Below are 22,003 nucleotides of genomic sequence, written 5' to 3'. Positions count from 1 at the left end.
CGAACCGGGCATGCAACTCTTCTACGCCCTCGGACCACGACTCGACCTGCTCCACCGTCAACGATTCGTCACACAGTCGGACCAACGAGCCACACCGCCAACAGTCACACCACATGCGGTTGCAGTACTAGCCGCTCCAAGGATGCAGCCGGTCGGGGACGGTGTCCCGACACCGTCCCCGACGAGTCACTTCCGCCAGGATCCTGAAGGATCATGTTCGGGCATCTGACTTGGGTGTCCGAGCTGGCCGGTGGCGGCACTGGCCAGCCAACCGGTCCACCGGTCAATGAATTGGTCAAGATCCCCGAGCGTAAGAGGGGTGAACGGCCAGGCCACCTGGTTGACGTCCATCCCGGATCGGACCGCCCCGAGGGCATCGCGTCCGGGAGACAACGAGAAGGGGTCCACCGTTGACAGCCCACCGATGAGGGGGCTCCTCATGAACGCGGTCTCAAACCACTGATACTGCCCAGCTACCTGGGCATCGGCGTACCAGAGGGAATGGCTGCGGCCGTCGTAGCCATTCCGGTTTCCGGGGATTCTCAGCAGGATGCTGGCGTCGGCGACGACGTCGAAGGGCGCCTGCGTCCAGTTGTCGGGCCGAGTCTTCGTGGGGTCGCTGAAGGACAGCTGGGCGTCGGAGAGGATGACCGCCCAGTCGTTCTTACCGCGTCGTACCTCAGCCGCGGAGCCCACTTTGGTGATCGCCGTCAGAAGCTGTTCGGAGATCAAGCTGAGTGACGTCTGAGCGGCTTCCAGCAGGTCTCTACGGCGTTCGGCTTCCGTCACTGCTGCCGATGCCTGGCGGTCGATCTCTGCGTGCTGTGTGGCTACGGCCTTATTCGCCTCAGCTAGAGCTGCCAGGCCACCGGACAGGGATGCGGTAGGGATACGGCGCAGTCTCTCCAGCACGTTGCCTGCCGCCGGACGGCTTTGCGGGGCGCGGTAGAGGCATTCGGTGATGAGTGCGGCCAGCAGGGCGGGGGCGGTGGTCAGTGGCGGTGGGGTGCCGTGCAGGTGCTGATCCTGGAAATCGTGATCGAACGGTCCCGTAAAGGGCGTGGTGCCCTCCAAAAGCTCATAGGCAAGGACACCCAGGGCGTAGATGTCGGTCGCCCCAGTGGCCCGTTGGTGCTTCCAGCACTCGGGGGCCATGTACGGGAGGGTTCCCCCGCCTTTGAAGGTGTGCTTGGCGGTTGTTGCCTCGGCGTAGCGGGCGATGCCGAAGTCGGCCAGGCACCAGTGGCCATCGAGGAGCAGGACGTTTTCCGGCTTCAGGTCCCGGTGCACGACCCGGCCGTCCAGGTCGGTCAGGGTTTCGGCGATGTCCGTCAGGACGCGCACGGCCTCGTCCAGGGGCAGCGAGCGGTGTTGGTCCAGGTGGGCGCGCAGTGACTTGTCCGCGCGGGGCATGACCAGGGCCCATTCGTCGTCGGCTTCGCCGCTGTCGAGAATGGGGACGACGTTGCGGACGCCTTCCAAGTCGATGAACAGCAGTTCTCGGTCAGCACCGGGTTCCTGGGGGACCAGCTTCACCGCCGCCAGCTCGCCGGCGGCAGATCGTGCCTCGTAGACGCGGCCGAAGCCGCCTTCGTCCCCGATGGGCTGGCGGGGCTCGCCAAGGTCCCATTCCTGCTGGAGCTGCATTTTCATGATCTCGCGCCTCGCCGTCACCAACAGTTGATCCCGGAGGGCTGCTTGAGCCCGATCTCATCATGCCGGAGCCATCTGACACCTCCCGGTGATCGAGGCTGGTCATGGATGGACTGGGCTCCCTCATTACTGAAAGGCGGGAGGCAGGGGATAGTGCTCGCGCGGAACGTGGGGCTCCGGCGCCGGGCCGCCGTTTCCTGCCGTCGGTGCCGTCGCCCATACGGGTGAGGAATGGGCCGGGGTTCCGCCGTCCGGGATCGCGTCGCCTTTAGCGTGCGGTCATGGATGACACCCCGATGCCCGAGCCGTTGCGGCGGGCGATCCACCAGCTAGTCTCCGAGGCGGTGCAGAACCTCCAGGAGGTGCTGCGGTACACCGAGCCGGACATCGCGCACGACTGGAAGCGGATGACGCTGATCCGTGCCACGGACGCCTCCGACACGATGGACATGGCATCCCTGCTGATCGCCGCGTACTGCCAGCGCACCGGCATGGCCATGGACACCCTCGCGTCGTATCTGCAGACCCGGCAGCAGCACAGCCGGGCAGCCGGGCCGACGGACGACGACCGCGCGCACCTCGCGGGGCTGCTGGGTGAGCCGGCCCCCGAGAACGGCGGAGAGCAGGGAGGCTTGGGTCTGCGCTACTGGCGCGGGCAATACACCGCCGAGAGCGCTCAACAGGTTGAGGACGACCCGCAGAAGCTGTTCACCGAGGCGGTGCTGCATGGGCTGCGGGCCCGGCTGTGCGACGACGTCGACGCGCTCGACAGCTATCTGCCGCCGCACGTCGCGGAGCTGGCCCGGAAGGTCGCCGGGGTGTTGGAAGAGCCGCAGCCGGCCCCTGTGTAGGACCGCAGTCCCAACACGGGCGTAACGCTGGCTGGGCCCGGTCGTTGAACGGTTGGTCAGCGAAGTGCACAGCGGGGCCCCGGGAGTGTCATGGCACCCGGGGACCCGCACAGGTCCTCCGTTTTCGCCGCAGAGTGACCGCCGCCCTACAGGCCCTGGATTCCTTGCTCTACCGCTTCCAGAGCCAGGCGCTGGACATCAGGTGAGTGTGCAAGACCGCGGATGGTGGAAATGACTCCGCCCGCCACGCGGCGTACCAACCCGCGATCAGGTGCCGGGACTGTGGCGGCTGCCTGGAGCTCCTGCACCTGGGTCAGGAGTACCTGCTGCTCACCAGCGTTCGGGGTCAGGGACGGCGCGAGTTGCTGGAGAAGATTGACCGCTGCCAGGATCTGCGCCGGATCGAACCCGGTCTGCGTCACCGCGTTCTGGGTGAAGCCAGTGCTGTTGGCCGCGATGTTGCCGTTGTTCGTGGCAATGTGGAACACCGGCCCGTTATCGCTGGGAGTCGGCTGGTTGATGTCGTCTTGCACGCTTCCTCCTGCCAGGGCGCAGCTGACGCCCCGGGGTGTGATGGCGACTGTGCTGGGGTCGGTGTCGATGGGTTCGATGAGGCCGTTCTCTGTCAGGTAGGCGAGCGCCTGGTGCAGGTCGGCGCCGGAGACGTCCGCTCCGGCGAAGTACGAACCGGGGGTGGCGAGGAACAGGGCGGGGTTGGTGGGTACCTGGTCGCCTGCGGTGTCATACAACCACCGGAGGAAGGCGTTCATGGTGTGACGGAGCCGAGCAGCGCGGTCCTTCTGCCGGTTCTTCAGGGCGTGCACAGCAACGCGGCCTTCGTCCGTGAGCTGAACGTGAGGCACCGCGTCTCCCCAAGCTCGGGCGAGATTCGCCAGGCCACGCTGCTCCAGTTGGAGGGCGAGAACGGAGGCGTCGTCGGTCAGCTCGTGTTCTTCGACGAACCTGGTGACGTCGATGTACCGCCCGGGGTGCTGCTGGGCGTAGGCGTCCAACCACAGCAGCAACCGTGCCAGGTGGGCGCTGCTCTCGATTGCCTCGCCGTTGGGCGCGCCGCTTCCTGTTGGGGTGGTCTCGAACTGGACGGGCACGCGGGAGGGGTTGCGGCGGGCGGCTCGCTCCAGGCTCTTGTTCGCTTCCTTGACCAAGCCCTTGGCCCACTTGTCGAGTTCACGCTGGTTGATGCCGTTGCGGGCCACGTTGCCCCTCCTGTCGCAGTGCTTGGGCGACAGGGTACGGGCGGGCACTGACAGTGCGGCCCATGAGCGGGAAGCCGCGTTGACGGCGCGGTCGCGGCCAGGGCGTGACACCGGCCTCGCCCGGTCGTTGAACCGGTGGTCAGCGAAGTGCACAGCGGGACCCCGAGGATGTCATGGCCCCCGGGGTCCCGTGCGGTTTCAAGGTTTCGTTTTGTTCGGATGTCGCAGCGCGGGGACAGGAAGATTCTCCTGTCCCCGCGGCAGCCTCTACCTGATCAGGTCGAGCCGTACGGGCATCAGCAGGTGACGGTATCCGTCACCTGTCACGTCGGGCCCGCCGGTGAGCAGCACGGGCTTCTTGCCCTGCCCGTCCTCCATGGGTCGCAGGTGCAGGGTGAGGGTGTCTGCGGGGAACGTTCGGAGTGCGTCAAGCAGCAGGGCCGGGTTGAACGACAGGCTGCTGCCCCGGACGTTGTCGGCAGTGCCGTGTGTGAAGGCGGCTGGGATCTCCATTCCCTTGACGCGGGCCCGGTCGTCCTCGCTACCGATGCGCGGGAAAAGAGTGAGTACCTCGTCCTGGCTCCAGGCGACAGTGACTGCTGCGCCGTTCTCTGCCTTGGCTTTGATCAGTGCCGCCGCCTTCTTCACGGCCCGCACCAGGGTGGAGCGCTCTACACGGATGGATGTCTCACGCTCCGTCGGGAACAGGGATGTGTACTTGGGCAGGCCGCCTTCCAACGGTCGCATCGTGATCCTGGCGGTCCCCACCGTGAGAGTGGTCCGGGCTACGCCGTCGACGTCGGCCTCGATGATGCCGATGCCCACCGGTCCCTCGTAGGACTTCAGCCGCTTGGCAAGACGTCGCAGCAGGTCAGCGGGAATGAGGGTGGTGAGGGGTTTCTCCGACGGCTGCACCGTGGCGTCGGCGGGAACGGTGGCCACGCCGAACCGGTACCGGTCGGTGGCCGCCATGGTGAGTGTCTCGCCCTCCAGCGTCATCTGTACGGCGGTGAGCGCCGGAAGGGTGTCATCACGGCCCGCGCACGGCAGCACGCGCTCCAGCTGCGACAGGAACGCTTTCGCGTCCACGGTCGCCATGGCGGGCACCGACTCCGGCGGGTGGGTGAACTCGTGGAGGTCGCGCACCATGACCGGTACCGCCATGTCCGGGGTGGACAGCAGGTCGCCGGCGAGCGCGACCGGAATCCGATTGGCGACCGCCTTGGTCTCTCCGGCCGCGAGCGCGGCGAGTGCCTTCTTCAGCTCGTCGAAATCGAGCAGCGACCAGCCCTTGGCCACGGGTGTTGCGGCGGGGATCGTGACCGACACGGCGGTCCAGAAGTCGAACGTTTCGACGGTGAGCCGGTCGCGTCCTGTCTGCAGCAGGACCCCGCACTGTGCGGGCGGGTTGGGCAGGCCCGGAACGCCGAACTCGGCGAGGTTGAGCGCCTCGGTGAGCTCTGCGTGAGGCACCGCGAAATGGGCGGTGGGCTTCACCGGCTCGACGGTCTTGGTCTCGGTGCTGGCCTGCGTCATGGGGTGCCTTCCTTGGGCGTGTGTTGTCGGCGGGGCGGGAGTGCCACTCCCCCGCCCCAGGGGGTTGCGGCCCCGTAGCGGGGCCGCACGGGCGGTTTAGAGGGGACGCGGATTGATGGCCGTGTCCAGGAATTCCAGCCGGTCCGCAGCCGTCCGCATCCACGCGCTCGCATCGTCGTGATTGGCGTCCGGCACGGCCAGGATCGCGGCCGCATCCATGAGATGAGCCTCAACCCACGCATTCGTGCACGCGGCCAGGACCCACAGCCGGAACGCGAAAGTGCTGAGCGGGTAGGTCATGCCCGCCGCACGGGCCTGCTGGGCGGCGAACTCGGCTTCATCAGCCGCGAGGATCGCGCGCGAGCGGAAGACAGTGACCATGCTGGTCAGCCATTCGGCGCCGATCGGCCGATCGGCCAGCGCGGTGTGGCGCAGCATCTCGGCTGCCTGCATCGCCCGGCGACCGACGGTGCGCAAGTCGGTCACCTCGCGGAGCGTGAGCACATCGAACCGGGACTGTTCGTCGCCGCCGAACACGTCGCGCAGCATCTTCGCGACCCACGCGTTGCCGTGCAGCGGGCCCGGGGCGGCGGCCGTCAGATCGCGCTCGGCAACAGGGCTGGGGCTGTGCTTGGACATGGCTCTCCCTCGAATTGGGTGTGTTTTCGATTGCCGGCCGATTGCCACCACCGACCAACAAGACAACTATATCTCAACTGGACCACATTTGGGGCTGTGGCGGGCTCCGTTCTTCCCCGAATTCCCCGTGGTCAGAGACGGTTTGGCGCTGCGGCTCGGCCGGCGGGGGCGCCACTCCCCCGCCGCTTGGGGCGGGGGCGCAGCCGCTCGGTTGCGCCCCGGGAGATCTAGACGTTCAGGGGCGGTGCCTCGGCGTACTCCACGCCGTGTTCCGGCGGGATCGGCTCGCCCTCGGGGTCAGTGCAGTAGGCGTTGAAGATTTGGGCGCGGCTGAGTGGGACGGCGGTGTTGTCCTGGAGGTACCAGCCGCACACGCGGGCATGTCCGTTGTCGGTCGCGGTGCGCACGACCAGGCCGCCGATACGGCCCGCCAGCATCAGCGTCACGATGCGGTCAGTTTCGTCCTGGTCGACCGTGATTCGCTCGCCCGTGGTGCAGAACGGCACCGTGGTAACGAAGTAGTCGTCCGACGTGGAGTGCGCGCGGATCGAGACGGTGAGTGTGTGGCACCCATCGCCGAGGGCGGTAAAGACGCTGTTGAGTAGTGCGGCGGCGTTCTCGACCGCTCGCGGGAACATTGCATGGAGGAAGTGGTCCATGGATTCGCTCGCTCTCGTCGGGTTCTCGGTGGCGGCGGGGGTGCCACTCCCCCGCCGCTTGGGGCCGGGGCGCAGCCGGTGGGCTGCGCCCCGGGTCGGGTTAGTCCCAGTCGGGGTCGTTCTGGCAGTGCGCGTACGCGCTGGCCGCTGCGGCGTCGGCGTCGGTCGCGTCGAACTCCATGGCCCACCGGGTGAACTCGTCCTCGCTGCTGCGCAGGCAGACGACGTCGTCGGCGACCGGGCCGGGCAGAACCGCGGCGATGAGCAGTTCGCTCAAGTCGATGTCCATGCGCAGCCCGATGACCGTGAACGTCTGGGTGGCGGGGGCGCTCATGTGGTGTGTCGCGGGCGGGGCAGGAGCGCGGGCCGCTGGAGATAGCGGTCAACGAGCATGAGGGCCTGGTCTTGGGTCAGTCCGAGGATGTTGCCCTGGGCGTCCGTGGAGCCGGTGAAGACGACGTCCCCGAAATACGGTCCGGGCAAGGCCTCGTAGGTGCTCAGGAGCGCGCAGGCGGGGCCGTTCAGCGGCTGGTCAAGCAGGAGGGCGTCGTCATCAACCCACATGATCAGTTGGGTGGTGAGGTCAACCGGCCGCGCGATGTTGCAGCACAGCGCGTCGTCCGGGGTGATGGCGGCGTCCCAGGGCAGCAGACGGAATGTGCCGCTGGGCGAGACCCACAGTGCGAAAGTCTCAACAGCCGTAGTGGCCATGGGCATAGGTGTCCCCTTTGATCGGAGGGTGTGCTTTCGGTGTTGGTCGACTGCCACCGCCGACCAACAAGACAACTATACCATTCACGAATCACAAATTGGGGTTGGGTACGGCCCTTTCGCGGCATTGTTTTCCCACGTCAGGTGCCGTTTCGGGGCTCTGGGGCGGGGCACCGTGCAGGGCGTGTTGCCACCCCGGCGCGAAGCGTCGGAGGCAAGGGAGGAGGCAGCGCGGGGCGAGGGGCCGGGGCGCGCAGCGCGCCGGCCCCGGCTGCCACTCCCGCAGCGCGTGAGAGCGCGCAGCGCTCGGTCCGGGCCGCAGCGCAGCGGAGGCCCGGCACGCGGGGAGGCGGCACGGGTGTCTGTGACAGGTTCAGTTGGCCCCACTCGGACAAGTTGATTTGGCTCCACCCTCGAACTGGCAGCCGACGGCTCACCCGGGCCCCCTACGGCCTCTTCTTGCTGGCCATGCCTGTGCATCAGCCCGCCGACAGCCCGACAGCCGAACGCCTGTCGGAGCCAAAACGAACCGCCCAACTGGGGCCAACTGAACCTGTCACAAACACACGGGGGAGCACAGCGGACCCGTACCCGCCGGGCGGCGCGGACTGCGCGGCGCCCCGCCCCAGGGAGAAAGGGCGTACTGCCGCACGTCACCTACTACCGCGCCGCTGCGCCTCTGCCCGCTGCGCCCGTGGAAGCCCGCCAGGTGGGCGCCTGGGGGCCGCCGGCAGGGTGCTGCGCCGGCTGTCCCCGGGTGACGGGCTCCCTCGAGCAGGCCGGTGCCCTCCCAACTGCCGGGCGGTAGCCACGCACCGGATGCCCAGCCGCGCATTGGGGACCGGGGGGAAGCTTTCGGCGATTTGGTTCTACGCTGCGAGCAGGGCCCCGATTGCTGGGCCAGGCAATACCGCCGACCGTGCGGCAAACCCCACGGACGAGGCGTCTTGGCGCTTCCGTGACCGTTGCCTCGCGGTGCTGTGGTACGACCCGTACAGGTTTCTTCCTGTCCGCGGGCTCTCGAGCCCCGCGAAGGTCTGAAGCCGAAAATTGATGTTCGGCCATACCGAAGGGTCCGTCGTGGCCATTCCTGTTTTTGTCGTTCTCATCGCGTTGGTGTCGGTGCTGCTCGTCGCGGTGCGCAAGGCACGGCCGGCGGACGTCCCCGCCATCGTGCAGACCGGGCTCACCCGGCTCGCGATTGCCGCGATCGTGGGCCTGGTGCTGCTCCGGACCAATCCTGCGGACATCCCGAAGATTCTGGAGACTCTCGCCGGTCTGTACCGCTGACCTTCTCGAGTGGGGCGTTCACCCGGATGCGTGCGGGTGTGCCGGGTCTGCGCGGCGGCGCGGATCCAGCACACCCGGGGCCGGCGGCTGCTCATGGACACGTTCGACAAGGATGAGGCCGACCTGCCCAACGGCCGGCTGGCCAAGGTCACTGCGGCGGGCCGGGCCGGAATCTGCGGAAGTCGCGCGAGGGGGGACGTGCCCATTCGGGCTCGTCCCCCCCTTGGTCGATCGGCGACGCCTACGGTGCGCGCGTGTAGGAGTGGAGTCGGTCGATCTCGATGAATCCCGCCGATTCATAGAGCCGGTTCGCTGCGGTCCGGTCCCTGTCGTCTCCCGCAGGAGCGTCGTCGTCGACGTACAGAATCACCTCGGTGGCACCCAGCCCGGTCAAGACGTCCAGGGCAGAGCCCAGCAGGGCGCGCCCCAGCCCTTGGCCGCGTGCGGAGGCTGACACTTCGATCCACCACAAGACGCCGACACCTTCAACCGGCGGGCCCACCACAGCCTCCGCGACCACGTCGGCGCCGTCGCGGATCTCCAGCCGTCGGGCGTTCTTACCCGTGTCATCAGCGGAGCCGATGTGGACATGAGCGGCGTGAGGCAGGCCGGGGGCGGGCAAAGCAGCGCGCATGTACCGCCACAGCCGCTCGCCGGTGAACCCCGCCCGCCGCAACGCCTCATCGGTGACCGCACGGTTCCGGACCGGCAACGCCTCCAGTCCCAGAGACAGCGCGGAGGCGATCTGGAACGCCTGGACCGGGCGCGGCCCCAGTGCGGCAACCGCGCGATGGATCAGCACATCGGCGGTCCGGGCGGCCTCACTGCAGTGCAGCCACAGGATCAGCCCCGTGTCGTCCTTGGGCCGGACGGCGTAGGACACCACACCGAAGACGGCCCCGGTGTCCTCCACGACCACCTCGGTGGTGGGCTGGTCCAGTGCGGCCCACCACTGCGCATCTACCGGCGAGCGGCCCTCCAGCGCCTGATGGAGCATCGCGGGAGTGGTCGGCGGCTGGCCAGGGAGGCGGTCGGCGTTGATCAGGCGGAGAACGGCCGTCTGGTCGGCCGGGGTGTACGGGCGCAGCGTGACGCCGAGTGGGGTGCTCACGGATACGACCATGACCGGGTAAGTCCCTTCTGTCCAGGGTGGGGGCGGTGCGCCATGGGGCGTACCGCCCCCACCGGTTGGGGTGTGTCAGTTGATCCGTGCTCCGTGCTCGATGGCTCCGATCAGCCATCGCTCGATCGCGGACACGACCAGGAGAACGGCCGTATCGGTCTCCCGCGCGAGGTGCGCGCGGTCGATCAACCCGGTCTCGGTCACCAGCAGTGGGCCGCTGGTGTCCAGTCCTGCGGCCTCATGGGCCATCGCCGCGCTGTAGTACTGCTTGGTCCGGGGCAGTGCCCGGATGGCGCGGTCCGGGAGCAGCGACAGGACCAGGGACTTGCAGCGCCAGTACCCGGACGGCAGGTCCGGGCGGTAGCGGTCCGCGAGCGGCACCGCGAAGGCCGCCGCAAGGAACTGCTCCGTCAGGAACGGTGACGCCTCCACCACATCGCCCGCCGGGCCCATCGCCTCGTGCGGGTAGAACGCGTCATGCGCGTCTGCCTGCACCCAGGATCGACCGGCTCCGGCATGGCCGGAGACCTGCTCCCGTACCCAGGACCGGGCCCAGTGCGTGGCGTTCCCCCGGTACGGCTCCGCCAGAACCGGCGTCGCCTGCGGGTCGCACCACTCCGGCCAGTTCGCCGCCCAGTACGCGCCTGCGCTCGCTTGCGCGGGCATCACGCGCGCCGCAACGGCCAGTGCCTCCCCCAGCAGCCCGGGGCCGGAACGGGCGACGTCCCCGGCATAGCGGGCCGCCGCCCGCAAGCCATAGCGCCGGGCGATGGGGGCCGTGGCGTAGCGCGGCACACCCAACAACTCGTCCGATCCCAGACCCGACAGCAGCACTTCCACGCCGCGTGACACGGCCCGCTGCGCCACCGCAGCGTTCAGACCCGGCAATGCATCCAGCCGGGGCCCGTGGGCAGACCAGCGCGGGTCCACCCAGTGCCGGGCAGGGTCGATCACCTCCACTTCCACGTGAGCCAGTCCCACATCCCGCAACAGCTTGCGGACCACCGGGACGCACGAGCGGCCCTGGTCATCCGTGAGAGCAACGGTGAACGCGATCACCCGCCGACCGTCCGCCACCGCGCAGGCGTGCACGAGCGTGGCCAACGAATCCAGACCACCGGAGACCGAGACACCGATCGTGTCCGCCCGCTCGGTCAGCCCGGCCACCGAAGCGGCGAACGTGGCCCGCAGACCGCCAGGATGCGCAGCAGGAACAACAGGGCGCATAGGGAGTCGTTCGACTCCGCGCCACAGACTGACGGGGTAGAACTCCCCCGTCAGCGCAGGCGGGGCCAGAAGCAGCCCGACCGCATGCAGATCGACCGCCGGAGCGGGGCCGGACAGATCCAGCGGGTTGCCCGCTGTCCGTCCGTCCCCACTCCGGAAGCTTGCCGCTAGGGGATCGATCACTTCTGGGCGAGCGCCTGAAGGCTCCGGACCACGTCACGCGCGACCGTCACAGCACCGCGCAGGGACTCCCCGTACGGCAGGCCCTTCGCGCCCTTGGTGTAGGTACCGTCACCGGGCTTCGACTTCGTGGACATGAACATCAACTCCTTGTGTGTGATTCGGTTTCGCTGACCGGCTGCCACCGCCGACCAACAAGACAACTATACCATCCATGCATCACGGATGTCTATTGGGAACGCCCCTCACCGCGAACAAATCTCCTGCTCAGAGCCTGATTGGGCACATTCGGGGTCACCTCGGAGCGCGAAGCTTTCGGTCGGCAGGCGAGGCAGCCGCGCAAGCCTCCGGGCGCGGCGGAGAGCGACGACTGGGCTGGGGTTTGGCGAGACGCGTGGCGAGTGGTCAGGCGCGGGGGGCGGGACGCACCGCGCTGTAGGGGCGCAGCGCGTCGTGGTCCCACCGTGCGGGCCGCGCTTGGTCGGACAGCAGGAGGCACAGCTCCGGCGAGTTGGTCTCATCCCACCGGTCATCCGTACCCGCCGCGCCGTCGAGATCATCCGGCAGGACGTCGAAGCCGCACCCGGCCCAGTCGAGCTCCTGCAGCAGGAATTGGAGGTGGGCGGGGTTGGTCGGGTCGCGCCTGCCCCAGGCGGCGAGCAGTGAGCCGCCCTGGGCAAGTTCGCTGGGAATCGGCGCGTAGCTACGCCCGGGGCCGCCTTCCTGTCGGAAGTCCCAGACGTAGACGCTGCGGGCGTCGCGGACACTGTCCAGGTACAGATCCCCGGAGTAGTCGCAGCGGTGCATGACGAGGTAGGCGGCGGCGGGGAACTGCAGCCGGAGGGTGTCGGCGATGACGTGGGCGATGCGCTGGCCCGTGGCATGGGTCGCGGCGCGCACGTCGTCCCACTCGGCAAGATTGGCGTACGGGCGCTTGGGGCTGGCGTGGCTCATGGAGGGGCTTCCTGTGGGAATGGGCCGGCCCCAGGAAAAGGAAGGAGGGCCGGCGGGCGGAGGTGGTGGGCGGGGCAGCCCGGGACGGCCGGTGCGGCGGCCGCCCCGGGGGTGGTCACCGGCGGTCGGGCAGGAGCTGGTTGCCGGTGCGCTGCCAGTACCCGGCCGGGGCACGGTCCGCCCTTTCGGTGAACGAGCCGCTGGCGGTGATCTCGAAGCCGTCCTCGCAGAACAGGATTCGGGCATCACGGATGCTCTTCAGCGTGGGACTGTCGGCGGGGAAGTCGCGGAATCCCATGAAGCGACGTGCGGTGTTCACGAACCAGAAGACGTCGCCCGGCGCCAAGTCGTCGTAGTGGACGCTGACCAGTTCATCCGGGCGGAATTGGCGCCACAGGCGCACGCCGAGACCGTTGCAGATCTCCGCGAGTCCCTCGTACAGGGCGTGGAATGTCTCGTCGTCCATGCCCGGCGCGGAGTCCGTCTCGGCGCTGTTGCCGGTGAAGTGGACGACTCCCCGGATGTTGTGGCCGTCGAAACCGAACAGCTCGGCCAGGCCTGCCGCGACCTGGTTCGGCGCGCCCGGGGTGCCGGGCTGGTAGTGCAGCTCTACGCCGTCGGCGAGCGGGACAGTGGCGTACGGGGCGGGGCCGGGGAGCAGCTCGGTGAGGTTGCGGCGGATGCCCCGTGCGCCAATGGACTCGGTGACGAGTCGGTTGGGGTGCAGGGTGCTGAAGCAGCCGATCGCGTAGGGGTCGGGGTGTTCGATCGTCACGGTGTTTCTCCTGGGTTGGATTGCGGTCTTCGGCGTTGGTCGACTGCCACCGTCAAACCAACAAGACAACTATATCCCATTCATTCCACAATCAGGGGCGTTCCACGGCCCTTTCCTCCACGTCCGCATTCGCCAGCCACCCCGTTTCCCTTTCGGGAGCTGCGCCCCGAACGCGCAACGGCCCCCGCCAGAGGCGGGGGCCGAAGGTGTCCACGGAGCGTCAGATTTCCCGGGCGCCGGGATGGTCGCCCTCCGCGGACGGGATTTCGCACGGAGGGCGGGCGGCGCGGAAGGGGCCGGCACTCGGCCTCAGGGACTACGTCCAGTCGCGCTTGGACGGCTCCTGGATGATCTGGATGGGCAGGGGCAGGCCGTACCAGTCGGCCAGCGCTTCCGCGGCGCTCCCCCGGTCGCGGTACCCGCGCCCCACGTGGGTACCTGCGGCGTCCACGACATACAGGGTCGCGCCAGCAAAGTTGGCGTGCAGGATCACGTCTCCGCCGACCTGGTCCGGGTCGTAGGGGCGCTCCGGCTCGTTGTTTGTGCCTGCAGCGGCGAAGCGGACGCGCTCGGCGAACTCGTCGGGTCGGCCCACGGCCTGGACGCGGGCGACGGTCGGTGGCGCCTGCGGACGGGGAGCGCGGGCGCTGACGCGCACGCGGTTCCGCGACAGATGAGTGAATCCGGCCGCGGCCAGCGCCGCTTCCAGTTGATCCAGGGCGGCATCCCATCGCTCGCGAGCTGCGGTTCCCTTGCGCGGGTCACGAGCGCCCTGCTGGACGCGGAGCACCATCACCCCCTGGCTGTCGGCCAGGACCTGGAATCCGTCCAGCGCGTCTTTGTCGTCCGTCTCGACGTCGACCATGTCGGTCCGGGCGGCGAGCTCACGCCGCGCAAACTGGACCTGCCAACCCTGGGCGTTCGGCGCGGGAACGCTGGCTACCTCTTCAACGACCGCTCCGGCCGCGCTCGGGGCGTATTCACGGTCCCCGGTACCTGCGGCACCCCGGGCAAAGACGACGAGGTAGCGGCCGGAAACCGCCACCTCCACCCGGAAGCCCTTGCTCTGCAGGTGCTCGGCGATCTGCGGCAGTTCTCCCGCGAGGGAGTCGGCCAGGCCTGCGCCGCGCCACAGGATGGCCACGCGTCGGTTATGGTGCTCTCCCTCTGCGCTGAATCCCTCGCTGCGTGGGGTGCCGTCCGAGCGGAGCTCGGCGCGGGTGAATCCGCCGCGGGCCAGCAGGTTGGACATGGATGAGGCGGTGATACCGGTTGCGCGGGCCGCGCGACGGGCCTTGACCCGTGCTTCCTTGACGCAGCGCAGTTCAGGACACACGGCGCCGACCGGCTTGATGTGCTGCCCGTAGGCGGCGCCCTTGGTGCGCGGGCACGGCTCGACGGTGCCAGGCCGGTACCAGTGGGCGCGGACGTACGGGGAGAACGTGCCGTCAACCTGGGTGATCGACCGCTTCAGATCGCTGACGACCGACTCTGCGGACTGCCCCGGCATTCCGTACAGGGGCCGGCCGTCGACGTCCCACTCGCCGTTGAGCGCGTAGGCCACGCGGGGATACTCCTCGCCCTGGTCCTCCGCTACCGGGCGCGTCTCGATCGTGAGGCCCTCGTACTCGATGCGGGCGACCGCCGAGCTCTCGATGTCGATCTCGCCTCGGGTGCCTGCCGTGTGAGCCATGCGGATCTCCTCGTTCGGTGCGTGCGGTTCGGCTGTTGGGTGGTTGCCACCACCACCCAACAAGACAACTATATCCTTTTCTTGTCACGAGAGGGAAGGGCGCGCCGCGTATTTCTCGATCCCGGAGTTCGCACGTGCGCGCAGATGCAAGGCGTTGGGGGACACGCCCCGCTGGATCGCCCGGGCGTGGTTGGCGCCGACGATCGGGCCAACCCGAGTCCTCGCCCCGGCCGGGGCTGACCCTGCCCCGCCCCAACGGCGGCGGGGCAGGGTCAGCCCCAGGTGATACGCAGACCTTGGACCTGCGCGTATTCGGCGAGCTCACGCAGCTCATGCAGCCGCGATTCGGTGTAGCCCTGGGGCCGACCGCAGTCGGTGAAGCGCCCGTCCGTGAAGGCCGGGCGTCCGGCGTCCTCGGGGTCGAGCGCAAGCGCGATCAGCACTCTGCCCAGGAAGAGCCGAGCATCTTCATCGCCATACGGCTCGGAGTAGCCGAGGGTATCCAGCACGCGGGCGGCGTTGGAGTTCGCCATATCGACCGGCTCTCCGGCGAGTTCGGCAGTGAAGGTGACCGACATGCTGAGCTCCTCTCGGAGGGTGAGGTTGCCAGGCGGGGCCGCACCTGGGCCGGAACGGCCGCGAGGCCGTTCCGGCCGGGGGATCAGAGTTCGTCGAGGCTGGTGAGCAGCCCGAGGAGCCCGTCCTTGCTGAGCGGCACCGTTTCCCCCTCGGAGTCGGCTCCACCGGTCAGCAATACGGGGCCGTGGTACTCCTGCCATGCAAAGCCGAAACGCATAGCCAGCAGGGTCGCAACCTTGTTGACCGGGTGGTTGTAAACCCCCTCGTCGTCCAGCCACATGTCCAGCCGGTTCGTCAGCGCCACCACGTCCACGCGCTCGCAGCGGATCACGGCCCGCATGACCACCAATCGGTCGTCCGAGCCGGGCAGGTCGATCGGGATGATGTCCGCTTCGGGGGTGATGAGCAAGGCGCCGGGCGTGCGGTTCATGGATGACTCCCTTTTCGCGGGTGCGTGTTCGGTGTTGGGCGACTGCCACCGCCGACCAACAAGACAACTATATCCCGCTCGCGCCACATTCGGGGGCGTGCCTCGGCTTTTCCTTTCACGAATTTTCGCCTTCACCGGCCACCCCGAGTCCCTTTCGGGAACTGCGCCGAACGGGAAATGACCCCCGCCAGAGACAGGGGCCGAGGGTGTCCATGTGGCAGGGCCCGCCCGGCAAGGGCGGGCCCTGCAGCGCTATGCAGCGAGCGCGACGCGTCCCGCGCGCAGGTAATCGCGGTTCAGCTCTAGGGCAATGAATCGGCCCACCGTCTTCGCCGCATGGGAGGACATCTCACCGGAGGGGGCGGTCATTTCGCAGCGGATGCGGTGGACCGTGTACGACTCGATCTGCTCGGGGTGGAAGGTGCGCCGCTCGCCGCGCAGTCGGTCCATCGCGCAGATGAGGATACGACCGGCGCTGGTGGTGCAGATGTCGTAGATCTCGATGGTGCGCACCGACGCCTCACCGTCCGCCTTGGCGTAGGTGATGGTCACTGCGCGCTGTCCGTCCATTGCGCGGATCAGGTCGGCCAGGGTGCGGGTGGAGGCCTGACGGGCGGTGCGCTTCATAGTGTTGAACACTGGGATCTCCCTGCGAAGTGGTGTTTTCGGTGCTGTCCGGCTGCCACCGCCGACCAATGAGACAACTATATCCCATGTGAATCACAGAAGAAAGAGAAACGCCTGCTCAAGCCGCTTTTGCTGACAACTATTTCGCTCACCCGTGGGCGTGAATGAGGCGCGCCACAGGGTGCAACTCGCCCTCGATGCGAAACCGTGGGCGGATGCGCCGATACATTCCGCTCACGCTCGCCGCAGTACTGCTGACGGCAGGCTGCGCCTCAGTAGCCCCCTTGAACACAAAGACGGGCCGCGACCTGGTCCCGGCAAGCCGCCCCTCCCCTGCCGCTACGGAGACCTGGCCGGAGCCGGTACCGGCTCCCCTTCACGCGGAGCTCGCAATGGTCGGCCCCGATAGCGCGTCACCCATTGACGGAAGCTCGCATGAGGCGACCTCTGGTGAGCCAGCCGATCACGCGCATCCCATCGCGCACGGCACGCGCCCGTACCGAGGCACGGTGAAGCGCCCGGGCCATCCGGCAGGCCACCCGGTCCAGGCTGCTCCTCGCTCGCAGTCGCGGCGCGGGACGGCTACCCAGCATCCGAACGCCACCTACGACAGTGCGATCGTCTGTTCCTGGGCAAAGAACAGCGGCTTGGATCCCGCTGTCGTCAGCGCCTGTCGCCAACAGCTGGGTCATCGCTGACGAGGAGCAGTTCTACATCCGCGACTGCCGTTCGCACGGCGACCCTTCCCGGTTCCGAAGTCCGGGATGGGCCCGGCCGGCGCTGACGGAGGGGGCAGCAGAGCGGGAAGGAGGACAGGAAGTAGGAATGGCTGTATTGGCTCCTGCGCTGAGCACCGCTCGCCCGGCGGGAAGGGGAACAGATTCCTCTCCCGGGTATACCGGGAAGAGGTGTCAATCCGGGAAAGCCGGTTGCACTCACCCGGTGACCTGCGCAAACGCCGGGGCGCCGAGACGGGCGGCGAAACCTGCCGCGAAACCCCGTACGAAACCTCCTACGAAACCTCCTACGAAACCTGCCGCGAAACCTGCCGCGAAACCAGCTGGGCGCCCTGATCGGCGGCGTTGCACCGCCTTTGACTGGCCCTGTCGTGGCTGCCGTTGCCTCAGCCCGCGGGTGATGGGGCCTCCTGAATTGAAGCGCTCGCCTTCGAGTGGGGCCGGGAGGCTGAGCGTCGAAGCACACTCATTCAGCTAGCAGGAGGCCGGCGTGTCCTCATCCTGCGAAGGACTTGGGCCGCTTGGAGCCCTTGCGTCCGTCAGTAAGTGCTTCGAGCAGTTCGGCCGGCGCCGGCCGCGGGCCGCTGCCGAGGTAGCGGATCCCCTCCCCCTCGGGTGCCGTTCCGGATTCCTTGCCGAGCGGGTGGCGTCGACTGTTGGCCGTTCGCCACCCGTAGCGCTCGTCCCAGACCAGCGCGGGTGCGGGCTGATCCGCGCTGAGCGGGACGGCGGCCGCCAGGTGCTCGCCGGGCAGCTGCTGCACCTCGACCTCGATCGGCTCCGCGGCGCCTGCCTCGGCCAGCGCATCAGCGATGTGCTGCAGGTACGGGTGTGTTTGGCGGGCACGCTGCTCGGCCACCGCGACCGCCAACGCGCGCCGGCGGGCGACTACCGGGTAGCCGAGCTGTTCTGCTGCCTTCTCGGCGGTGAGCCGCGGTTCGGCCTCGAGGAGGTCGGCGATGCGCCGGCCGCGCAGTTGCGCCAGGCCGCTCATGGCGGTGGTCGAGGCGACCTTCAGCTCGTCGACGACCACCGCCGCGGTGACGGCCGGGTCCGCGTCGAGCAGCTCGGCGATGCGGGGCAGGATCTCTTCGCGCGGGACCATGTCGCCGCTGCCCTTGGGCCGGCCGGAGGTGGGCGACTGACCCTTGCCCGGGCGTGCGGTCTTGAAGGCGCGGACCACGCTGCGCGGCCAGTGCTCCGTGCCTTCCTCGCCTGCCTTGCTCACTGGGATCCGGACAACATGCTCGGCCAGCTTCGGATCATGCTTGTACTTGTTCCAGCTGGCCGGCGACACCCCCAGTTCGGCTGCCGCCTCGTGACGGTCCAGCAGGTCCTCGTCGCTGTCCGCGGCCGGGAGCTGCGGGATGGGCTTGCCGGCATAGAAGGCCTTGGTCTGCTCGCTGTCCCACAGCAGCGCCCGCGACTTCGGGGAGCTGATCGGGGCAGGGTGGCCTTCCTGGGCGTGGGGCTTCTTGTTGCGGAAGGTGCCCAGGGGCATGCCGAGCGCTGAGGCCAGGTCGGCCATGGTCTGCGCGTACTTGCGGCGGCCAGCGCGAATCATCTTGAGGCTTCTCCATCACGGGGCGGGCGGGGCGCCGTTGCCGGCGTCCCGCCCGGATCGGGTGTTACGTGGTTGAGGGGCTCGGCACGCAGTTCGGGAGGCAGAGCTCGTTCGGGTCGGCGCCGCATCCCTCGCAGCCGCGGGTGGCGGCGTCGATAAGCGGCTGGAGATAGACGAGGACTCCCCCGGCATGGGTCAGCGGGACCAGGTCGTCGGCGGTAATGACGTACAGGGCGTGCGGAGTGTGGCCCGTGGTGTGCACGCAGATGCCGGCCTGCTCCGGGCCGCTGGCGAGGCTCGGCAGGACAAGGTCCTGGCCGTCGCGCTCCACGATGACGCCGGCGTCGGCCAGCGCGGCGGCGAGCTGGTCGAGTTCGCCCGTGGCGGCCGCGGCGGTGGTCGGCCAGGCCAGTCGCGCTCGGTGAACTGCGGCCAGGGCGGCGGCGTGGCCCACGGCGGGTGCCTCGACTTCCTGGACCCGGTCGTCGAGGGCGTGCTGGGTGCGGTAGAGGGGCATGCGGGTCTCCTTGCGGTTGGGTGTCTTCGGTGGTGGTGCGCTGCCACAACGCTCCACCGAAAAAACAATACCCCCCTTACGTCATTCACGGCAAGGATGCACGTACCCACCACCGTGTCGGGCGGCTAGACTCCATGACGAGACCGCCTCTCGGGTTCTCCCGCGGAGTGTGTGTTTTCGGTTGGCCGGCGCCCTTGCCACCCGCCTCGGCGGAAGTGGGCGCCGGCCTCTTACGTTCCCTGCCAGGCACGCCCTCCCCGGAGCCTGCCCAGCTGGCAGTTCCTCCCCGCAGCGACGCTGCCGTGGTGACCGCCGCCGTTGGCCCGGCGCAACTTGCCGTACGTGTCTGAACCGCCGCCCGGTCGCTGGCCAGGGCGATGATCAACGAACCCGAGATGTAGCGCGCCGGCTTCGTTCCAGAGCAGAGCGTGCCACCGGGCCGCGACGACGAGCTCTTTCCGCGGGCTTCCAGCGGCAGCGGTGGTCGACGTGTACGCGCCCGCCTGGTGGTGCCTTTCCCTGCCAATCGAGTCCAGTGCAACCGCTTGTCCGGTTGCACTCGGCTCGACCAAGCGGGTGATTTGAAAAGTGCAACCGCTTGACCTGCAAAAACGGCGATTTTTGCAAGGAAGAGTGCAAGGGGTGGTGAGGAGAGTTCACGGCACATGAACCGAAAGGGGCCGTGCCGTGATCCACACCGTCAACGCCGTCGACCGACTGAATGCCGAGTGGTCGGCGCTGTCCGCCGATGTCTCGAAGACGGCGACGGTCACCGGCTGGCTGGTCGATGCAGGCGTGTTCGCGCCGGGTGAGGCGCCGTCCAATCTCGCCGCGCTACTCACGGAGCTGAAGTACCGCGATCGCTGCCTGGGGCGCGACCACACCGATTGGTGGATGGGCGCGCTGCTGCAGTACGCAATCGTTCCTGGCGAGGCGGGGCAGTTGGCTGCCCGGGTGGTCATGCAGGCGATGTTGAACGGAGCGATCAACACCGCCCACCGGTTGCAGAAGTCCGACCGCCCGTTTGCCGAGGTCGTTCACATCGTTGTCGCGACGCTGTTCGAAGTGGTCCGGCGCTATCCGCTCAGCCGCAGGCCCATCAAGATCGCCGCGAATCTACTGATGGACACCGTGCACCACGCCATCCGGGAGCTGCGGTGGGACGGACCATGCCTTTCGGAGACCAGCCACGCGCCCCTCGGCGTGAGCCATGCGAGTGCTGACCCCGGCCAGGAACCGGAGGAGTGCGCGGTGCGCAGTCAGATGGCTGCCGCCGCAGCGGCCAGCGGCCTGACGGGACTGGCCTGCGCTCCAGAGGACTTGGTCGGCGCCCGCGGCGAAGTGGTCGAGCTGCTGCTGTGGGCGCTGTCTGAGCGGGTCTTGACTACCAGCGGCGTCACCGCGATCGCGGACCACTACCAGGAGGCGGCGGTGCCGGACGAGCTGGCGGCCCGGCGGGCGGGCGTGCGCCCTGCGGCATGGCGTCGACGCCGCTCGCGCGCAGTGGGCCAGTTGCGGCAGTCGGCGGGGCGCTGGCTGGAGCAGACCGCATGAGAACCCACCTGCCGCGGTACGGCGGCCGGGACTTGCTGACGTCTGGCGGCGGATCAGCCGACGCCAGGACACATCACACAGGAGGGGCGACCACGGTGAATACAGGGTCGGAACAAGATCGGGAACAGGGTGTGCCGACGGAGCAGGAACGGCAGCTGGTGGCAGCCCGCAACCTCGCGACGCGCGCGGCAGTGGCATTGGTCCGTCACCCGTTCGCGCCGGAGACGGTCACTGCGGTGCAGGCCTATCTGGCCGATGCCGGGCAGGCCCTGACGTCTTACGCGCAGTTGCAGATGCTGCCGTCCGAGGTCGTGCGGGCGCGGATCGCGGAGCTGACCCGCGGCGGCCGCGGCGGGGAGGCGTGCTCATGAGCCGGCGGTGGCGGCGCAGCGAGCGCGCGGTGGATCCCGAGTGGGTCGAGGAGGGTGTGGTCGGGGAGGCCGAGTGGGACGCGTCGCCGGTGGTCGGCGGCTGGTCGATGACCAGCGGTGCGGCGGCGAACCGGGCCGCGTTGGCACGGTGGGCGGCTTGGGCGGTCATTGTGGCTGGTCCGCTGCTCGGTGTCGGGGCCCTGTTGACCGTTCCCGCCTCGGCCGGCGGCGCTCTGCCTCCGGCAACGGTGCAGCCCAGTGTCCCGGCCCCGGCGGGGACGGGCCCGGCGGGATTCGCCGAACTGTTCGTCACGCAGTATGTGTCCGCCGGCGAGGGCGACCAGGCAGCCTTGGCGGCCTTTTGGCCCGGCGCCCGGTCGGTGAACTTCGAAGGGGCGCCGGGTCGGCGGCAGGTGACCCAGATCGCAACCGTGCGAACGATCGCTCTGGGTGGCGGCCTGTGGTCGGTGACCGTCGGCGCGCGGGTGATCGAGCCCGATGCGCGCCCGACCACGACCGGCGCCACGGGGACACCGGCTGCGGCGGGTCCCGGCGTGCGGTACTTCCAGGTCGCTCTCGCCTCCAGCGGGGAGTCAGCGGCCGGAGTGCCCTTCGGCTACAGCGCGCTGGCCGCCCCGGCCGAGGTCGCCGCACCCGGGCAAGCCGCAGCCCCGCAGCTGGAGTACGGGGTGATGAAGTCCGCAGCCGCCAGTGACGTGCGGGTGCAGACCGTCGGCCAGTTCCTGACCGCCTATCTGGCCGGCGGTGATCTGACGCGCTTCCTCACCCCGGGGGTGCAGATGACCGGCATCACCCCGGCCCCCTACACCGCGGTGGCCGTCGACCAGATCGCCGCCGCCGGCGTCGGAGCCGATGCTGACACGGCCGGGTCACGCGTGCCGGACGACGGCACGCGGCAGGACGTGCTGGTGACGGTGCGGGCCACCGGCGGCGACGGCACCCGCACGCCGCTGTCCTACGCGCTGAGCCTGACCGCGCGGGCCGGCCGCTGGGAGATCACCGCGCTGAACGCCGCCCCCGTCCCCGCACTGGCCCCGGTCCCCACAACTGTTCCGTCCTCCTCGGCACGCTGACCGCGCGCCGCCCCTTTGAGAA

The 22,003-nt window shown here is 68.9% G+C and carries 23 protein-coding genes; 5 read left to right on the top strand and 18 right to left on the bottom strand.

The genetic code is table 11. The features are described 5' to 3' along the window. Positions 1 to 186: 186 nt before the first annotated feature. On the bottom strand, positions 187 to 1,653 hold the full coding sequence (locus O3W51_RS17730; protein ID WP_269286726.1) for a serine/threonine protein kinase: 1,467 nt from the start codon (positions 1,651 to 1,653) through the stop codon (positions 187 to 189). Between the two features lie 281 nt (positions 1,654 to 1,934). On the opposite strand from O3W51_RS17730, the gene O3W51_RS17725 reads away from it, so the two are divergent. Then, complete coding sequence (locus O3W51_RS17725; protein WP_269286724.1) at positions 1,935 to 2,504, top strand: hypothetical protein; 570 nt, start codon at positions 1,935 to 1,937, stop codon at positions 2,502 to 2,504. A gap of 146 nt (positions 2,505 to 2,650) precedes the next feature. Here the strand turns inward: O3W51_RS17725 and O3W51_RS17720 are convergent, their stop codons facing one another. From O3W51_RS17720 to O3W51_RS17695, 6 genes are all read right to left on the bottom strand, one after another. Next, the gene (locus tag O3W51_RS17720; RefSeq protein ID WP_269286722.1) at positions 2,651 to 3,721 is read right to left on the bottom strand and encodes a hypothetical protein; all 1,071 of its coding nucleotides are present in this window, start codon (positions 3,719 to 3,721) and stop codon (positions 2,651 to 2,653) included. Between the two features lie 267 nt (positions 3,722 to 3,988). Continuing rightward, the gene (locus O3W51_RS17715; protein WP_269286719.1) at positions 3,989 to 5,257 is read right to left on the bottom strand and encodes a DNA polymerase III subunit beta; all 1,269 of its coding nucleotides are present in this window, start codon (positions 5,255 to 5,257) and stop codon (positions 3,989 to 3,991) included. 96 nt (positions 5,258 to 5,353) lie between these two features. Next, on the bottom strand, positions 5,354 to 5,896 hold the full coding sequence (locus O3W51_RS17710; protein ID WP_269286717.1) for a hypothetical protein: 543 nt from the start codon (positions 5,894 to 5,896) through the stop codon (positions 5,354 to 5,356). Between the two features lie 227 nt (positions 5,897 to 6,123). Continuing rightward, the gene (locus O3W51_RS17705) at positions 6,124 to 6,534 is read right to left on the bottom strand and encodes a hypothetical protein (protein ID WP_269286715.1); all 411 of its coding nucleotides are present in this window, start codon (positions 6,532 to 6,534) and stop codon (positions 6,124 to 6,126) included. Positions 6,535 to 6,655: 121 nt separating this feature from the next. Next, positions 6,656 to 6,889, bottom strand: a complete 234-nt coding sequence (locus O3W51_RS17700) for a hypothetical protein (RefSeq protein WP_269286713.1) — start codon at positions 6,887 to 6,889, stop codon at positions 6,656 to 6,658. Next, the gene (locus O3W51_RS17695) at positions 6,886 to 7,272 is read right to left on the bottom strand and encodes a DUF3846 domain-containing protein (RefSeq protein WP_269286711.1); all 387 of its coding nucleotides are present in this window, start codon (positions 7,270 to 7,272) and stop codon (positions 6,886 to 6,888) included. Before O3W51_RS17695 ends, O3W51_RS17700 begins: the two co-directional genes overlap by 4 nt. Positions 7,273 to 8,346: 1,074 nt before the next feature. On the opposite strand from O3W51_RS17695, the gene O3W51_RS17690 reads away from it, so the two are divergent. After that, the gene (locus O3W51_RS17690) at positions 8,347 to 8,556 is read left to right on the top strand and encodes a hypothetical protein (protein WP_269286709.1); all 210 of its coding nucleotides are present in this window, start codon (positions 8,347 to 8,349) and stop codon (positions 8,554 to 8,556) included. 241 nt (positions 8,557 to 8,797) lie between these two features. Here the strand turns inward: O3W51_RS17690 and O3W51_RS17685 are convergent, their stop codons facing one another. From O3W51_RS17685 to O3W51_RS17635, 11 genes are all read right to left on the bottom strand, one after another. Further along, positions 8,798 to 9,667, bottom strand: coding sequence for a GNAT family N-acetyltransferase (locus O3W51_RS17685; protein ID WP_269286707.1), 870 nt, complete (start codon positions 9,665 to 9,667; stop codon positions 8,798 to 8,800). 87 nt (positions 9,668 to 9,754) lie between these two features. After that, positions 9,755 to 10,906: an asparagine synthase-related protein gene (locus tag O3W51_RS17680; RefSeq protein WP_269286705.1), complete on the bottom strand. Its 1,152-nt coding sequence runs from the start codon at positions 10,904 to 10,906 to the stop codon at positions 9,755 to 9,757. Between the two features lie 179 nt (positions 10,907 to 11,085). Continuing rightward, a complete protein-coding gene (locus tag O3W51_RS17675) occupies positions 11,086 to 11,223 on the bottom strand; it encodes a lariocidin/triculamin family lasso peptide core domain (protein WP_269286703.1) in 138 nt (45 codons plus the stop codon). Positions 11,224 to 11,491: 268 nt separating this feature from the next. Continuing rightward, positions 11,492 to 12,040: a hypothetical protein gene (locus O3W51_RS17670; protein ID WP_269286701.1), complete on the bottom strand. Its 549-nt coding sequence runs from the start codon at positions 12,038 to 12,040 to the stop codon at positions 11,492 to 11,494. Positions 12,041 to 12,155: 115 nt separating this feature from the next. Further along, on the bottom strand, positions 12,156 to 12,815 hold the full coding sequence (locus tag O3W51_RS17665; RefSeq protein ID WP_269286699.1) for a hypothetical protein: 660 nt from the start codon (positions 12,813 to 12,815) through the stop codon (positions 12,156 to 12,158). 316 nt (positions 12,816 to 13,131) lie between these two features. Continuing rightward, positions 13,132 to 14,508, bottom strand: coding sequence for a hypothetical protein (locus tag O3W51_RS17660; protein ID WP_269286697.1), 1,377 nt, complete (start codon positions 14,506 to 14,508; stop codon positions 13,132 to 13,134). A 272-nt stretch (positions 14,509 to 14,780) separates the two neighbouring features. Continuing rightward, entirely contained in the window at positions 14,781 to 15,086 is a 306-nt protein-coding gene (locus O3W51_RS17655; protein ID WP_269286695.1) for a hypothetical protein, read from the bottom strand. An 83-nt stretch (positions 15,087 to 15,169) separates the two neighbouring features. Next, on the bottom strand, positions 15,170 to 15,517 hold the full coding sequence (locus tag O3W51_RS17650; protein ID WP_269286693.1) for a DUF3846 domain-containing protein: 348 nt from the start codon (positions 15,515 to 15,517) through the stop codon (positions 15,170 to 15,172). A 252-nt stretch (positions 15,518 to 15,769) separates the two neighbouring features. Then, complete coding sequence (locus O3W51_RS17645) at positions 15,770 to 16,144, bottom strand: WYL domain-containing protein (protein ID WP_269286691.1); 375 nt, start codon at positions 16,142 to 16,144, stop codon at positions 15,770 to 15,772. A gap of 1,233 nt (positions 16,145 to 17,377) precedes the next feature. Beyond that, the gene (locus O3W51_RS17640; RefSeq protein WP_269286689.1) at positions 17,378 to 18,445 is read right to left on the bottom strand and encodes a DUF6292 family protein; all 1,068 of its coding nucleotides are present in this window, start codon (positions 18,443 to 18,445) and stop codon (positions 17,378 to 17,380) included. Between the two features lie 64 nt (positions 18,446 to 18,509). Next, on the bottom strand, positions 18,510 to 18,962 hold the full coding sequence (locus O3W51_RS17635) for a hypothetical protein (protein ID WP_269286687.1): 453 nt from the start codon (positions 18,960 to 18,962) through the stop codon (positions 18,510 to 18,512). A gap of 687 nt (positions 18,963 to 19,649) precedes the next feature. Between O3W51_RS17635 and O3W51_RS17630 the strand changes: the two genes are divergently transcribed. The 3 genes from O3W51_RS17630 to O3W51_RS17620 all read left to right on the top strand — a co-directional run bounded on the left by O3W51_RS17630 (position 19,650) and on the right by O3W51_RS17620 (position 21,981). After that, positions 19,650 to 20,516: a hypothetical protein gene (locus tag O3W51_RS17630; protein ID WP_269286686.1), complete on the top strand. Its 867-nt coding sequence runs from the start codon at positions 19,650 to 19,652 to the stop codon at positions 20,514 to 20,516. Positions 20,517 to 20,647: 131 nt separating this feature from the next. Next, complete coding sequence (locus O3W51_RS17625; RefSeq protein WP_269286684.1) at positions 20,648 to 20,887, top strand: hypothetical protein; 240 nt, start codon at positions 20,648 to 20,650, stop codon at positions 20,885 to 20,887. After that, on the top strand, positions 20,884 to 21,981 hold the full coding sequence (locus O3W51_RS17620; protein WP_269286682.1) for a conjugal transfer protein: 1,098 nt from the start codon (positions 20,884 to 20,886) through the stop codon (positions 21,979 to 21,981). The genes O3W51_RS17625 and O3W51_RS17620 overlap by 4 nt, the downstream gene beginning before the upstream one ends. Positions 21,982 to 22,003: the final 22 nt, after the last annotated feature.

The sequence above is a fragment of the Streptomyces sp. H39-C1 genome, assembly GCF_027158125.1.
GTDB classification, from domain to species: Bacteria; Actinomycetota; Actinomycetes; order Streptomycetales; family Streptomycetaceae; genus Actinacidiphila; species Actinacidiphila fildesensis.
The sequence above is the reverse complement of the archived record's forward strand: the minus strand, read 5'-3'. Positions and strand labels throughout refer to the sequence as shown.

Bases quoted from the DNA above. Each gene is read 5' to 3' on its own strand.
- O3W51_RS17645 (WP_269286691.1), bottom strand. From the start codon at position 16,144: ATGAAGCGCACCGCCCGTCAGGCCTCCACCCGCACCCTGGCCGACCTG.
- O3W51_RS17705 (WP_269286715.1), bottom strand. From the start codon at position 6,534: ATGTTCCCGCGAGCGGTCGAGAACGCCGCCGCACTACTCAACAGCGTC.
- O3W51_RS17725 (WP_269286724.1), top strand. From the start codon at position 1,935: ATGGATGACACCCCGATGCCCGAGCCGTTGCGGCGGGCGATCCACCAG.
- O3W51_RS17710 (WP_269286717.1), bottom strand. From the start codon at position 5,896: ATGTCCAAGCACAGCCCCAGCCCTGTTGCCGAGCGCGATCTGACGGCC.
- O3W51_RS17675 (WP_269286703.1), bottom strand. From the start codon at position 11,223: ATGTCCACGAAGTCGAAGCCCGGTGACGGTACCTACACCAAGGGCGCG.
- O3W51_RS17655 (WP_269286695.1), bottom strand. From the start codon at position 15,086: ATGTCGGTCACCTTCACTGCCGAACTCGCCGGAGAGCCGGTCGATATG.
- O3W51_RS17730 (WP_269286726.1), bottom strand. From the start codon at position 1,653: ATGAAAATGCAGCTCCAGCAGGAATGGGACCTTGGCGAGCCCCGCCAG.
- O3W51_RS17670 (WP_269286701.1), bottom strand. From the start codon at position 12,040: ATGAGCCACGCCAGCCCCAAGCGCCCGTACGCCAATCTTGCCGAGTGG.
- O3W51_RS17640 (WP_269286689.1), bottom strand. From the start codon at position 18,445: ATGATTCGCGCTGGCCGCCGCAAGTACGCGCAGACCATGGCCGACCTG.
- O3W51_RS17700 (WP_269286713.1), bottom strand. From the start codon at position 6,889: ATGAGCGCCCCCGCCACCCAGACGTTCACGGTCATCGGGCTGCGCATG.
- O3W51_RS17635 (WP_269286687.1), bottom strand. From the start codon at position 18,962: ATGCCCCTCTACCGCACCCAGCACGCCCTCGACGACCGGGTCCAGGAA.
- O3W51_RS17680 (WP_269286705.1), bottom strand. From the start codon at position 10,906: ATGCGCCCTGTTGTTCCTGCTGCGCATCCTGGCGGTCTGCGGGCCACG.
- O3W51_RS17715 (WP_269286719.1), bottom strand. From the start codon at position 5,257: ATGACGCAGGCCAGCACCGAGACCAAGACCGTCGAGCCGGTGAAGCCC.
- O3W51_RS17620 (WP_269286682.1), top strand. From the start codon at position 20,884: ATGAGCCGGCGGTGGCGGCGCAGCGAGCGCGCGGTGGATCCCGAGTGG.
- O3W51_RS17695 (WP_269286711.1), bottom strand. From the start codon at position 7,272: ATGCCCATGGCCACTACGGCTGTTGAGACTTTCGCACTGTGGGTCTCG.
- O3W51_RS17660 (WP_269286697.1), bottom strand. From the start codon at position 14,508: ATGGCTCACACGGCAGGCACCCGAGGCGAGATCGACATCGAGAGCTCG.
- O3W51_RS17650 (WP_269286693.1), bottom strand. From the start codon at position 15,517: ATGAACCGCACGCCCGGCGCCTTGCTCATCACCCCCGAAGCGGACATC.